General features: G+C 54.7%; 11 protein-coding genes and 1 pseudogene. 9 read left to right on the top strand and 3 right to left on the bottom strand.

Annotated features, from left to right (window positions below; all coding sequences use genetic code 11):
• Window positions 1-322: 322 nt before the first annotated feature.
• Window positions 323-2788 carry a glycerol-3-phosphate 1-O-acyltransferase PlsB gene (plsB, locus tag D9980_RS17760; protein ID WP_121608003.1) on the bottom strand — a complete coding sequence of 822 codons (2466 nt, stop codon included), beginning with the start codon at window positions 2786-2788 and terminating at the stop codon, window positions 323-325.
• 322 nt (window positions 2789-3110) lie between these two features.
• Here plsB and D9980_RS17755 point away from each other — a divergent pair, with 322 nt between their 5' ends.
• The 4 genes from D9980_RS17755 to D9980_RS17740 all read left to right on the top strand — a co-directional run bounded on the left by D9980_RS17755 (window position 3111) and on the right by D9980_RS17740 (window position 6255).
• On the top strand, window positions 3111-3479 hold the full coding sequence (locus D9980_RS17755) for a diacylglycerol kinase (protein WP_021180816.1): 369 nt from the start codon (window positions 3111-3113) through the stop codon (window positions 3477-3479).
• Window positions 3480-3602: 123 nt separating this feature from the next.
• Window positions 3603-4211: a transcriptional repressor LexA gene (gene lexA, locus D9980_RS17750; RefSeq protein WP_021180815.1), complete on the top strand. Its 609-nt coding sequence runs from the start codon at window positions 3603-3605 to the stop codon at window positions 4209-4211.
• 189 nt (window positions 4212-4400) lie between these two features.
• The gene (dinF, locus tag D9980_RS17745; protein ID WP_121608002.1) at window positions 4401-5759 is read left to right on the top strand and encodes an MATE family efflux transporter DinF; all 1359 of its coding nucleotides are present in this window, start codon (window positions 4401-4403) and stop codon (window positions 5757-5759) included.
• 286 nt (window positions 5760-6045) lie between these two features.
• The gene (locus D9980_RS17740; protein ID WP_024483982.1) at window positions 6046-6255 is read left to right on the top strand and encodes a CsbD family protein; all 210 of its coding nucleotides are present in this window, start codon (window positions 6046-6048) and stop codon (window positions 6253-6255) included.
• A gap of 115 nt (window positions 6256-6370) precedes the next feature.
• Here D9980_RS17740 and zur read toward each other — a convergent pair whose 3' ends face one another.
• A complete protein-coding gene (gene zur / locus D9980_RS17735) occupies window positions 6371-6880 on the bottom strand; it encodes a zinc uptake transcriptional repressor Zur (protein WP_024483981.1) in 510 nt (169 codons plus the stop codon).
• A 75-nt stretch (window positions 6881-6955) separates the two neighbouring features.
• Between zur and D9980_RS17730 the strand changes: the two genes are divergently transcribed.
• From D9980_RS17730 to pspG, 3 genes are all read left to right on the top strand, one after another.
• Window positions 6956-7267 carry a hypothetical protein gene (locus tag D9980_RS17730; RefSeq protein WP_121608001.1) on the top strand — a complete coding sequence of 104 codons (312 nt, stop codon included), beginning with the start codon at window positions 6956-6958 and terminating at the stop codon, window positions 7265-7267.
• Entirely contained in the window at window positions 7264-8274 is a 1011-nt protein-coding gene (gene dusA / locus D9980_RS17725) for a tRNA dihydrouridine(20/20a) synthase DusA (protein ID WP_121608000.1), read from the top strand. Before D9980_RS17730 ends, dusA begins: the two co-directional genes overlap by 4 nt.
• A gap of 158 nt (window positions 8275-8432) precedes the next feature.
• Window positions 8433-8651, top strand: a complete 219-nt coding sequence (pspG, locus tag D9980_RS17720; RefSeq protein WP_021180810.1) for an envelope stress response protein PspG — start codon at window positions 8433-8435, stop codon at window positions 8649-8651.
• A gap of 297 nt (window positions 8652-8948) precedes the next feature.
• Here the strand turns inward: pspG and D9980_RS17715 are convergent.
• Window positions 8949-9937: pseudogene (locus D9980_RS17715) on the bottom strand (quinone oxidoreductase).
• Between the two features lie 179 nt (window positions 9938-10116).
• Between D9980_RS17715 and dnaB the strand changes: the two are divergent.
• The gene (gene dnaB / locus D9980_RS17710) at window positions 10117-11529 is read left to right on the top strand and encodes a replicative DNA helicase (RefSeq protein ID WP_024483977.1); all 1413 of its coding nucleotides are present in this window, start codon (window positions 10117-10119) and stop codon (window positions 11527-11529) included.
• 17 nt (window positions 11530-11546) lie between these two features.
• Window positions 11547-12626, top strand: a complete 1080-nt coding sequence (gene alr, locus D9980_RS17705) for an alanine racemase (protein ID WP_121607999.1) — start codon at window positions 11547-11549, stop codon at window positions 12624-12626.
• The last annotated feature ends 33 nt before the right edge of the window (window positions 12627-12659 follow it).

Genomic DNA, 12659 nt, shown 5'->3' with positions numbered 1-12659 from the left:
AAACCATACCCTCGATTAATTGGTCCCCAAGGACCAGCAGGTGCGTAAAATTGATACCGCCATTATCCGCAGGGCTGTCGCTCATACAGTCGGTGAAGGGGATGGTGCTTCTTTATTATGTTTATCAGTGGTTAAAAGAACTTATGGGAGGGCTGGAGAGCAATAGAAGCGCTCAGGGAAAGCCAAAGACAGTGTGGTATAAAAATATCGCGATCGCGACCTTCGGTTGCTAAAAACAACTAACCCCATAAAAATAATGGGGTTTTTCATCCGTCTGGGGCATCCATAGTGGATGCCTTTTTCGTGGTAACCGACCAGCAGGTTACTCGTCTTCTTTTACCACTTCCGCCGCTAGCGCTGGGGTATTGGTTTCTTCCGGCATGCTGACGCTTTCGATGGTCAGTTTGATTTCCGGGGTGATCAGATCGCTCAACATGGTGTAAACCTCCATGGTGTGCTCGCGGATCGCATCGCCAATATCATTGATAAAGCCTTCTTCACGCAGCGTCGCCACCAGGGTGGAGAACACCGCCTTATCGAAGAACTCCGGCGCGTTGATGCCGTGCAGCACCGACAAACGCTGGGCCATAATGCGGCTCTCTTTCTCCAGGGCACCCCGGTTGATACTTGGGTTGGCGCTGAGGATCGACATGGTGATGGCATAGCGTTGCAGGGTTTCACGAACCCCGGCGGCCAGCAGCTGTAACGGACGGATGCGCGCAGGATTCAGCACCAGTTCATCGCCTTTGCTACAAATCAGCTGCTGACGTATCAACTCTTCGATCAGCGGTTGCAGCACTTCGGCTAGCTGTTCTTTGTCGTAGCGCAGGAACAGCTCGGCCTTCAGCATCGGATAGATCAGGCTGACCTGACGCAGCAGCTCAACGCGCGACACGCGTCGGTGATGCATCACGATAGAGGCGATCAGCGAAGGCAGTACCAGCATATGATGGATATTGTTGCGATAGTACGTCATCAGCACCGCCTGCTCGCGCGGCAGAATGATGATGTCGCCGATGTTGTCCTTCTCCACTTCAAACTTGTTCATGTTTAAAGCGTGATCCAGCAACTGGTCTGGCGTTTGTGTTGGTACGGTAGCGTCCGGTGCATACGGCACGTTACGCATTAACTGTAAGTAGCATTCCAACTGCTCAAGCAACTGCTCACGGGTCAGCGAACGTTGGCGTGAGGCCAGCAGCGCGGTGGAACACAGGTTCATGGCGTTGGCGGCGGCAGCGTTGTTGATACGCACCATGATCTGAGCGGCCAGATCGTTGACCGCAGGCGTCAGCCAGCTTGGGCGCTGTGCTTCGATCGGGTCGATAGACTCACGCCAATGCGGGACGTTGTGGTTCAGGTACGTAGTCAACGGCAGCGGTTCGCCAAAGTTCACGTAACCCTGGCCGAGGTTGCGTAGCTTGCGCAAGCCGCGCACCATTTGCAGCAGGCTCTCTTTCTCTTTGGTCGCACCACGCAGCTCTTTGGCGTAAGTACCTACTTCCATCACGTGCTCGTAACCGATATAAATCGGCACCAGGGTGATCGGACGAGTGCCGCCGCGCAGCATAGCCTGAATGGTCATCGACAGGGTGCCGGTTTTCGGTTCCAGCAGGCGGCCGGTACGGGAGCGCCCGCCTTCAACAAAGTATTCTACCGAGTAACCACGGGTGAACAGCTCACCGAGGTATTCACGAAATACGGTTGAATAGAGTTTGTTGCCCTTGAAGGTGCGGCGGATAAAGAACGCGCCCAGACGGCGGAATATCGGCCCGGCAGGCCAGAAGTTCAGGTTAATACCCGCTGCGATATGTGGTGGCACCAGCCCTTGATGGTAGAGCACGTAGGACAGCAGCAGATAGTCCATATGGCTGCGATGACACGGCACATAGACGATCTCGTGGCCATCCTGCGCCAACTGACGCACACGTTCGGCGTTGGTGACGTTGATGCCCTGATACAGGCGGTTCCAGGTCCAGCTCAACACGCGGTCGGACAGGCGCACCGTTTCATACGAGAAATCGGCAGCAATCTCTTCCATCAGCGCAATTGCGTTCTGCTGGGCCTTTTCGTGGGAAATCTTTTTGCTGCGGGCTTCGTCTTCGATCGCTTTTTCAATCGCCTTGGAGGCCAGCAGCTTTTTGAACAGATCCTGACGGGCAGGCAGGCTTGGCCCAACGGCGGCTAGGCGCTGGCGTGCGAAGTGCATGCGTGCGACACGGGCCAGTTTTTGCGCGATGGTCTTATCGGTGCCGTGCTCGGTCGCCATCCGGCGTAGGGACACGGTGTTGGAGAAACGGACAAAACTGTCGCGCCCCAGCCACAGCACAGCGAAGAACTTTTGTACGCCGTTCAGCAGGCGCAGGTGCGGCGTGCCGTGGCCTTCGCGCCCAGGGGAGCGGCCAAACATCACCGATACCGGCAACATCTGAATATCGAGATCCGGGTTGCTGCGGTGCAGATCCAGATAATCGTGGAACAGTTTTACCGATTCTTCTTTGGGGGTGTAATAGCGGAATACGCGTGGGCCATCGTGGATAAACACGTAGCTTGGCAGCACGGTGCCATCGATTTCCAACGGGTTAAGGGGATCGGGCAGATCTTGCGCCAGACACTGGGTGCGCAAGGTGAGTAAATCCGCCTTGGAATTATAAGGTAAAACATACAAAATCGGTCGTGAGGGATCCAACCCTAACTCCGTGACCGGATCTGAAGGGATAACCTTACTTCTTACCAACATTTTTAGTGGTAAGTTCAATATCTTATAATAGATTTTACGCCAACCTGACATGACAACGTGAAGCCTCTTGTTAGCAATTCGCCGCAAGCATACCAGAAACCGGGTAGCAGATCTGTGGCGTTGGGAAATCCACGGCCGTTCACGGCAATGGAAGTACATAGTTGAATTATACCTGATGGATATCAAATTGGCCGCTCTAGCGCATTCATGCGCTCGCGGTATTGGTACGACATAGCTAGGTGATTAAGGTATTCCAACCTTGCTGTATACTGCGCTGCGATAAAAATGTGATTGGGCTGGCAAATCTGTCTGGAACGTTGCGGCTGCAACACGACGGGTACATGATCCATCTTGGAGAAAGGCGTTCTTAACTATGGCAAATCAAGCAACTGGCCTGACGCGTATCATTAAAGCTGCAGGCTATTCCTATAAAGGTTTAACCGCTGCCTGGCAGAACGAAGCCGCATTCCGCCAGGAACTGGTGGCGACGGTGGTGGCTATCATCGTGGCGGTTTGGCTGGATGTGGGGGCGATAGCGCGCATCTTGTTGATCGGCTCGGTGCTGCTGGTGATGATTGTCGAAATCCTCAACAGCGCGATTGAGGCCGTTGTCGATCGCGTGGGTACGGAATATCACGAGCTCTCCGGGCGGGCCAAAGATATGGGCTCGGCGGCGGTATCGCTGGCAATCATTCTGGCACTGTTCGTTTGGGCTTCGGTACTTTGGCAGCATTTGGCGTGAAAACCAGCGGGTATCGTTGCGATCCCGCTCGCTACCTGCTGATTTTTATTTATTCTTCGGTTCCCAATCCAGACTTAGCTGTATATACTCACAGCAAGACTGTATAAACAAACAGGGGGCGGAATGAAAGCACTAACTACCAGACAGCAAGAGGTCTACGACCTGATTCGCGATCATATTTCGCAAACAGGCATGCCACCGACGCGTGCCGAGATCGCAATGCGCCTGGGGTTCCGCTCACCAAATGCTGCAGAAGAGCACTTGAAAGCACTGGCTCGCAAAGGCGTTATCGAGATCATCTCCGGTGCATCACGCGGTATCCGCTTGCTGATGGAAGATGAAGAGGGGTTACCTCTGGTTGGCCGTGTGGCTGCCGGTGAACCTCTGTTGGCTCAGCAGCACATTGAAGGGCACTATAAGGTGGATCCTTCTCTGTTCAAGCCAAATGCCGATTTCCTGCTGCGCGTTAGCGGCATGTCGATGCGAGATATCGGCATCCTGGATGGCGATCTGCTGGCAGTGCATAAGACTCAAGACGTACGCAACGGCCAGGTTGTCGTCGCCCGTATTGAAGACGAGGTCACGGTCAAGCGCCTGAAGAAACACGGTAACGTCGTCGAACTGCTGCCAGAAAACAGTGAATTCCAACCGATTGTGGTCGATCTGCGCCAGCAGAACTTCACCATCGAAGGCCTGGCGGTGGGTGTGATCCGCAACGGCGACTGGATCTAACCGCTTTACCTCGTATTACAGCCCTTTAAAACGGCAAACCTCGCCCCAACTCTGGGGCGATACATGAGACACTAAGCGGGCGCTGCATGCGGCGCCCCTACGGTCAAACATGTTCGATCCCTGCAAATTCAGCTACATTGCCACTTTATCTTCAGCTTTAAATCTATGCTTTTACGGGAACATATCGCCATGCGCCTGCTTTCTGCCTTCACCAGTGACACCGACAAAGCTCTGTGGCGTCTGGCGTTGCCGATGATCTTCTCCAATATTACCGTCCCCTTACTTGGCCTGGTGGATACCGCCGTTATCGGCCATCTCGATAGCCCTAGCTACCTTGGCGGGGTCGCGGTGGGGTCAATGGCCACTAGCTTCCTGTTTATGTTGTTGCTGTTCCTGCGAATGAGCACTACTGGGCTGACGGCGCAGGCGCTGGGGGCGCAAGATCCCTACCGGTTGGCTCGCGCCTTTATGCAGCCGTTATTGTTGGCGCTGGTGGCCGGGCTGGCGATTGTGCTGTTGCGAGCCCCGTTGATCACCTTGGCGCTGAACATTGTGGGGGGCGATCGGGAAGTATTGGTACAGGCCAGGCTATTTTTGGAGATCCGCTGGCTGAGCGCCCCGGCGGCGTTGGCCAATATGGTGCTGCTCGGCTGGTTGCTGGGAGTTCAGTACGTGCGGGCGCCGGTGATCTTGCTGATCGTCGGTAACCTGCTGAACATCGTGCTGGATATCTGGCTGGTGATGGGGCTGGGTTGGAACGTGCAGGGGGCCGCGGCTGCCACGGTGATTGCTGAATACGCCACGCTGTTGCTGGGCTTGTGGTTAGCATGGCGGGTACTACGCATGCGGGGGATTTCGCTGGCGATACTGCGTACCGCCTGGCGTGGGGATCTGCGCCGCCTGCTGGCACTTAACCGCGACATTATGCTGCGCTCGTTATTACTGCAACTGTGTTTCGCCTCGTTGACCATTCTGGGAGCCCGCATGGGCGGAGAAGTGGTGGCGGTGAATGCGGTGCTGATGAATCTGCTGACCTTTACCGCCTACGCGCTGGATGGTTTTGCCTACGCGGTGGAAGCCCATTCCGGCCACGCCTATGGTGCGCGGGACGGGCGGCAACTGCGTAAAGTATGGCGTGCCGCCTGTCGGCAGGCTTGCCTGGTTGCCTGTGGTTTTGCCGTTATTTATCTGTTCGCCGGTCAGCAGATTGTGGCGGGCTTAACCTCGCTGCCGGAATTGCGTGCGCTGGCAAATCATTATCTGCCTTGGCAGGTAGTGCTGCCCCTGGTGGGGGTTTGGTGCTACCTGCTAGATGGCATGTTTATCGGTGCCACCCGTGGCGCAGAAATGCGTAACAGCATGGCGGTAGCCGCAGTGGGCTATGGGTTGACGTTGTTCACCCTGCCGGTATTGGGCAACCACGGTTTATGGCTGGCTCTGGCGGTATTCCTGGCACTTCGCGGGGCGGCTTTGGGCTGGGTATGGCATCGTCATAGCGTGCAGGGCACCTGGTTTGCATCTCCATTAGCAATGGATAGGCCAGACTAGTTGATGATACGGGATGGATATTCACATTTAGTTACATGTGTTGAGGGCTGTTTTGGTTCGCTTGCTTACTGTTTTAACGGCGTTTTTTGCTATTAAGACTTTTCCTAACCCTATTTCATGCTGCTTTTCGCGCACTTTTCGTGATGGGTGACTATAGTTAATCACGTGGCTGGCGAATTAAGCCCGCGCTTAATTGGCAACGGACGCATTAGATAACCTTAAATTTGACTCAGTTAAGTCCAGCCAGATTTATCTAAAACTGACAACCAAGAGTAACGGAGAGATTATGAACAAAGATCAAGCCGACGGTAACTGGAAGCAGTTTAAAGGTAAAGTGAAGGAAAAATGGGGCAAGCTGACCGATGACGATATCACCGTGATCGAAGGGAAACGCGAACAGCTGGTCGGTAAAATCCAGGAACGCTATGGCTACCAGAAAGAGGCAGCCGAAAAAGAAGTCAAAGCCTGGGAAGAGCACAGCAAGTATCGTTGGTAGCGCGATGAGCCGCTGAGTATTGCGGCGCTACGATACCATCCGGCCTGGCAGATTTCCCCCCTGCCACGGCCACGGGAACAAGGACGTACCCGCTCCCTCCTGCAATCCAATCCGCTTATTTTTTCTTTACCACAATGCTGTGGTCATGATCGCAATCGTGTTGGTTCTCACAATTTTCTACTACCACACAGGCAGAACAAAGACCGTGGGCTTCCACTACGCTGTGGCGCAGCACAAATCCTGATTCTTGAGCCAGTTTCTGCAAGGTTTCTTCCACCCCTTCGGTAGTGCGCTCCGTGACCTGTCCGCAGCGATCGCAGATAAACAGGGCAGAGGTATGCATAGGTTGTTCAAAGTGGTGGCACAGCACATAGCTGTTTGCCGATTCAACGCGGTGGATAAATCCCTGTTCCAGCAAGAAATCCAGTGCACGATAGACCGTAGGTGGCTTGGCCTGCGGCTCTGCCACACGCAGTAAATCCAGCAAGTCGTAAGCGCTGATGGCGCCGGGTTGCTCAGCCATCAGGCGTAACACTTCCAGCCGTTGCGGGGTCAGTCGCACGTTGCGTTGCTGACAGAGTTGTTCAGCCTGCGCGAGCAGCTTTTCCTGGTTGGTTGAGTTCATGGCAATTATCCGGCTACGCAAAGAAGCCGATTTTATCATGTTTCAACGCAATCGCCGAGGGTTGCCCCGCTTTCCATGGATAACGCGGCAAATGGGGCGATTTTCCGCAGCAAGACTTGCCAGAATGAGATGCAGGTCACGATTTGCCGCTTTATGGTACAGGTTCCACTCGGGCACGGCGGTATAACCCATATGGAGGCTGGAATGGCAGAAAGCGATAAATTGCTGCGTGGCGAAGTGAATAACAGCCGTGGAGTTTCTCGGCCCAAGTTGAACGACGATTTCCCCAAGAGCGTCGATTGTCGTTATAATAGCCGTTTGTGGCATCGGCACTGCGCGTCGGTTGTCGAGTCCAGGACTTATCAGGTAGCCAGTAACTCAGCATGACGAAAGATATTAACAACATTCAATACGCCGCCAATCGTTTCTCCATTGCCCCTATGCTGGACTGGACCGATCGCCATTGCCGTTATTTCCATCGCCTGCTGAGCAAGGAAACGCTGCTGTACACCGAAATGGTGACTACTGGTGCGATCATCCACGGTAAAGGTGACTACCTGGCATACAGCGAGGAAGAGCACCCCGTGGCTTTGCAGCTAGGGGGCAGCGATCCGGCAGCACTGGCGCACTGTGCGAAACTGGCGGAACAGCGTGGTTATGACGAGATCAACCTTAATGTTGGTTGCCCGTCAGATCGGGTACAGAACGGTATGTTTGGTGCTTGTCTGATGGGGCAGGCGATCTTGGTGGCCGACTGTATCAAGGCGATGCGCGACGTGGTGTCGATCCCGGTGACGGTAAAAACCCGTATTGGTATCGATGACCAGGACAGCTATGAGTTCCTGTGCGATTTTATTTCTACCGTTGCTGGGCGTGGGGAATGCGATATGTTCACCATTCATGCCCGTAAAGCCTGGCTTTCCGGCCTGAGCCCGAAAGAAAACCGCGAAGTCCCTCCGTTGGACTATCCGCGTGTTTATCAGTTGAAACGTGACTTCCCGGCGTTGACCATTGCGATCAACGGTGGCGTGAAAACGCTGGAAGAAGCCCAACTGCATCTGCAACATCTGGACGGTGTGATGATGGGGCGCGAAGCGTACCAAAATCCAGGTATTCTGGCGCGGGTGGACAGCGAGATTTTCGGCCGCCAGAGCGAGGTGATGGACAGCGTGGCGATTATCGAATCGCTGTATCCGTACATCGAGCGTGAGCTAGCGAACGGCACCTATCTGGGCCACATCACTCGCCATATTCTTGGTTTGTTCCAGGGGATCCCTGGTGCGCGGCAGTGGCGCCGTCATTTGAGTGAAAATGCCCATAAACCAGGAGCCGATGTGCGCACCGTCGAACAGGCTTTGGCTCTGGTGCGTTCACCGCGCACTGAAATGGCATAATCGGCAAAAAACTTGACTAAAAGTTGGTTTTTTTGACTAATGGCGTCACCAGGTGTGGCGCCATTTTTTCATTATTTCAATAAGTTATCATTAACTTCAAGTTGGCACGTTTCTTGTAAAGAACAAGACAGACCTATTGTTTTGCCAAGGAGCAACCCATGTTAGAACTGTTCTTTCTGATCGGCTTTGTCGCCATGCTGCTGGTAACCGGTATTTCACTGCTAGGCGTGATGGCTGCGTTATTTGTGGCCGCGGCTTTTATGCTACTGGGCGGGCTGTTTGCCATGGTGTTTAAACTGCTGCCGTGGCTGATCCTGGCGGTGGTTGGCGTGTGGATATACCGTTCTATGCAGAAACCACAGATACGGCGCTATTAAGATTTTTTGCCTAATTATCAGTCAGTCACGTTGAAACTCACCAGGCAGATTGCTTGCCAGTGTGGCGGGGATCACAGCTTGATGTTTTAAATGCAAATGCGGCACATTAATCATATTTTTTACTTATCGAGGCTGCTAGGATGACTCCCGCAGCAGTGATGCTAATCATTTTCATCACCGCGAGAGCTGACAAGAGTGTTGCTTAAAGCAACCCCCATCTCTGGCGGACTCTGCTCTACCCCTACAAAGCGCAGTAAACTAGAAAGGGCTCCTTATGGGGCCCTTTCTTTATTGGCGCTATAGACCAGGGATCAGCAGGCTGGAGCCGCTGGTCTGGCCGCTTTCCAGGATCTGGTGTGCTCGCTGGGCATCTGCCAACGCAAACTTCTGCGCTTCCTTCACGTCAACTTTGATCGCACCACTGCCGATCAGTGAAAACAGCTCGTTACTGGCAAACTGCAATTCCTGACGGTTGGTGATGTAACCGTTGAGCGAAGGGCGGGTGACGTAAAGTGAGCCTTTCTGATTGAGCAACGCCAGATCGACGCCGGTAACCGGGCCGGAGGCATTTCCAAAGCTCACCATCAGCCCGCGGCGCTTCAGGCTGTTCAATGAATCCTGCCAGGTACTTTGCCCTACGGAGTCATAGACCACGTTAACCTTTTCGCCGTTGGTTAGTTCAGCTACGCGTTGGGCGATGTTTTCCTGGCGATAATTTATGGTGGCCCAGGCGCCAGCACGTAATGCCTGCTCGGCTTTCTCGTCAGAACTCACGCTGCCGATTAGTTTGGCACCCAACGCTTTGGCCCACTGGCAGGCGATAAGCCCCACCCCCCGGCGGCGGCATGGAACAGGAATACCTCGCCCGGCTTGACCTCATAGGTTTGGCGCAGCAGATAATGTACGGTCAACCCTTTGAGGAACGAGGCGGCACCCTGCTCGAAAGTGAGGTTATCCGGCAGGATAGCTAACTTTTCCAACGGGATGTTGTGAACTTCGCTGTAAGCACCCAATGCGGACTGAGCATAAACCACGCGATCGCCCGGTTTGACCGCGCTGACACCTGCCCCAACCTTGATGACCACCCCAGCCGCTTCGGTACCTAACCCGCTTGGGAAGTTGGCCGGTGGGTACAGGCCGCTACGTACGTAGGTATCGATATAGTTGATACCGATCGCCTTGTTCTCGACCTGCACCTCCCCAGCGGCGGGATCGACAGGAGTAAAATCAACATACTGCAGCACTTCCGGGCCGCCGGTGGCGGAGAATTGGATGCGTTTTGACATGTCGCTACCTCGTTTAAATGACTGTTTTCACCCTACGCTTTTCAGCCTGGACTATCTAGCTCGTTGCGCAGTGATTAATCCTTTTTTGCGTAGGTTATGTCGCGGGAATCATGGCTGAAAATCACGTATACTCTTGCGTCAGCTACCCCCCATTCGCAACTGAATAAAGAATAGGCTTCATGGCAGGCAAAAAACCAACCAACAAGACAAACACGTACGAACCCAGAGACCGCCAGATGGAAGGGCTGAAGATGCCGCCACATTCGCTGGAGGCGGAACAGTCCGTGTTGGGCGGTTTGATGCTGGATAACGAACGCTGGGATAACGTGGCGGAGCGCGTGGTCGCCAACGACTTCTTCAGCCGTCCACACCGCCTGATCTTTACCGAAATGCAGCGTCTGCTGGAGATGAGCCGGCCTATCGACCTGATCACACTGTCCGAGTCATTGGAACAGAGGGGCGATCTGGAGACGGTGGGCGGTTTTGCCTATCTGGCCGAATTATCGAAAAATACCCCAAGTGCGGCCAACATTGGTGCTTATGCCGACATCGTGCGTGAACGTGCGGTAGTCCGTGAAATGATCTCCGTCGCCAACGAAATCGCCGATGCGGGTTACGATCCGCAAGGCCGCAGTAGCGAAGATCTGCTCGATCTGGCCGAATCCAGGGTATTCCAGATCGCGGAAAACCGTGCCAGCAAAGATGAAGGCCCCAAAGGCATCGAACGTATTCTGGAAGATACCGTCGCCCGTATCGAGCAGCTCTATCAGCAGCCGCACGACGGTGTTACCGGCGTAGATACCGGCTATCACGATCTCAACAAGAAAACCGCCGGTCTGCAAAAGTCTGACCTGATCATCGTCGCGGCCCGCCCAGCAATGGGTAAAACCACCTTCGCGATGAACCTGTGCGAACACGCCGCGATGACGCAGGATAAACCGGTGCTGATCTTCAGCCTGGAGATGCCCTGCAACCAGATCATGATGCGTATGCTGGCCTCGCTGTCGCGCGTGGATCAGACTCGCATCCGTACCGGCCAATTGGATGATGAGGATTGGGCGAGGATCTCGAGCACCATGGGGATCCTGCTGGAGAAGCGCAATATGTATATTGACGACTCCTCTGGCCTGACGCCCACCGAAGTGCGCTCCCGCGCGCGGCGTATTTTCCGTGAACATGACGGGATCAGCCTGATCATGATCGACTACCTGCAGTTGATGCGCGTACCATCGCTCTCCGACAACCGTACCTTGGAAATTGCCGAAATTTCCCGCTCGCTCAAAGCCTTGGCGAAAGAGCTACAGGTGCCGGTGGTGGCTCTTTCGCAGTTGAACCGTAGCTTGGAACAGCGTGCTGATAAGCGCCCGGTCAACTCCGACCTGCGTGAATCTGGCTCCATCGAGCAGGATGCCGACCTGATTATGTTCATCTACCGTGATGAGGTTTATCACGAGAACAGCGATCTGAAAGGGATTGCCGAAATTATTCTGGGTAAGCAGCGTAACGGCCCGATCGGTACCGTACGCCTAACCTTTAACGGCCAGTGGTCGCGCTTCGATAACTACGCGGGGCCACAATATGATGATGAATAATCAGCTAAGGAATTGAAATGAAAGCGGCAACTGCTGTCATCGATCGCCGCGCCCTGCGACATAACCTGCAACAGATCCGTCGCCTGGCGCCGCAAAGCCGCCTGATTGCCGTGGTGAAAGCCAACGCCTATGGACATGGCCTGTTGGAAACGGCTCACACCTTGCAAGATGCCGACTGTTACGGCGTAGCGCGTATCGGCGAAGCGTTGATGCTGCGTGCCGGTGGCATCGTCAAACCGATCCTGCTGCTGGAGGGTTTCTTCTGTGCTGAAGATCTGCCCGCGCTGGTGGCGAATAATATCGAAACCGCCGTTCACAGCATCGAACAGCTCGAGGCGCTGGAGCAGATTGAACTGGCGCACCCGGTGTCGGTATGGATGAAGCTGGATAGCGGTATGCATCGTCTGGGCGTGCGTCCGGAACAGGCAGAGGCGTTCTACCAGCGTTTGAGCGCCTGTCGTAACGTGGTGCAGCCGGTCAATATCATGAGCCACTTCAGCCGTGCCGACGAGCCACTGGTGGATGCGACCGAAAAGCAAATCAGCTGCTTTGAGCACTTCGCCAACGATAAGCCGGGCCTGAAGTCGATTGCGGCTTCCGGCGGGATCTTGCTGTGGCCACAGGCTCATCTTGACTGGGTACGCCCGGGGATTATCCTGTATGGCGTATCCCCGTTGGAGGAGCCCTACGCCGATCACTTTGGGCTGCAACCAGCCATGACGCTTAAATCCAGCCTGATCGCGGTGCGTGAGCATCGAGCCGGGGAACCGGTGGGCTACGGCGGACTATGGGTGAGTGAACGAGATACCCGCCTGGGCGTAGTGGCGATGGGCTATGGCGACGGTTATCCACGCAGTGCGCCTTCTGGCACGCCGGTATGGCTCAACGGACGTGAAGTACCGATTGTTGGCCGTGTCTCCATGGATATGATTTCCGTCGATCTGGGGCCGAATGCCAGCGATAAAGTGGGTGATGAAGTGGTGCTGTGGGGCAATGAGCTGCCGGTTGAACGGGTGGCTGCCTTTAGCGGCATCAGCGCCTATGAGCTGATCACCAAGCTGACCCAGCGCGTCACGATGGAATATATCGGCGAGTAACCTCCCCAACTCTCTCACTACTGCGTAGGGGCG

It is taken from the genome of Serratia sp. 3ACOL1 (assembly GCF_003668775.1).
GTDB lineage: Bacteria > Pseudomonadota > Gammaproteobacteria > Enterobacterales > Enterobacteriaceae > Chania > Chania fonticola.
This window is presented reverse-complemented; position numbering and strand designations above follow the sequence as displayed.

Coding starts and splice junctions, on each gene's coding strand:
- plsB (WP_121608003.1), bottom strand. CDS start 2,788: ATGTCAGGTTGGCGTAAAATCTATTATAAGATATTGAACTTACCACTA.
- D9980_RS17755 (WP_021180816.1), top strand. CDS start 3,111: ATGGCAAATCAAGCAACTGGCCTGACGCGTATCATTAAAGCTGCAGGC.
- lexA (WP_021180815.1), top strand. CDS start 3,603: ATGAAAGCACTAACTACCAGACAGCAAGAGGTCTACGACCTGATTCGC.
- dinF (WP_121608002.1), top strand. CDS start 4,401: ATGCGCCTGCTTTCTGCCTTCACCAGTGACACCGACAAAGCTCTGTGG.
- D9980_RS17740 (WP_024483982.1), top strand. CDS start 6,046: ATGAACAAAGATCAAGCCGACGGTAACTGGAAGCAGTTTAAAGGTAAA.
- zur (WP_024483981.1), bottom strand. CDS start 6,880: ATGAACTCAACCAACCAGGAAAAGCTGCTCGCGCAGGCTGAACAACTC.
- D9980_RS17730 (WP_121608001.1), top strand. CDS start 6,956: ATGGATAACGCGGCAAATGGGGCGATTTTCCGCAGCAAGACTTGCCAG.
- dusA (WP_121608000.1), top strand. CDS start 7,264: ATGACGAAAGATATTAACAACATTCAATACGCCGCCAATCGTTTCTCC.
- pspG (WP_021180810.1), top strand. CDS start 8,433: ATGTTAGAACTGTTCTTTCTGATCGGCTTTGTCGCCATGCTGCTGGTA.
- dnaB (WP_024483977.1), top strand. CDS start 10,117: ATGGCAGGCAAAAAACCAACCAACAAGACAAACACGTACGAACCCAGA.
- alr (WP_121607999.1), top strand. CDS start 11,547: ATGAAAGCGGCAACTGCTGTCATCGATCGCCGCGCCCTGCGACATAAC.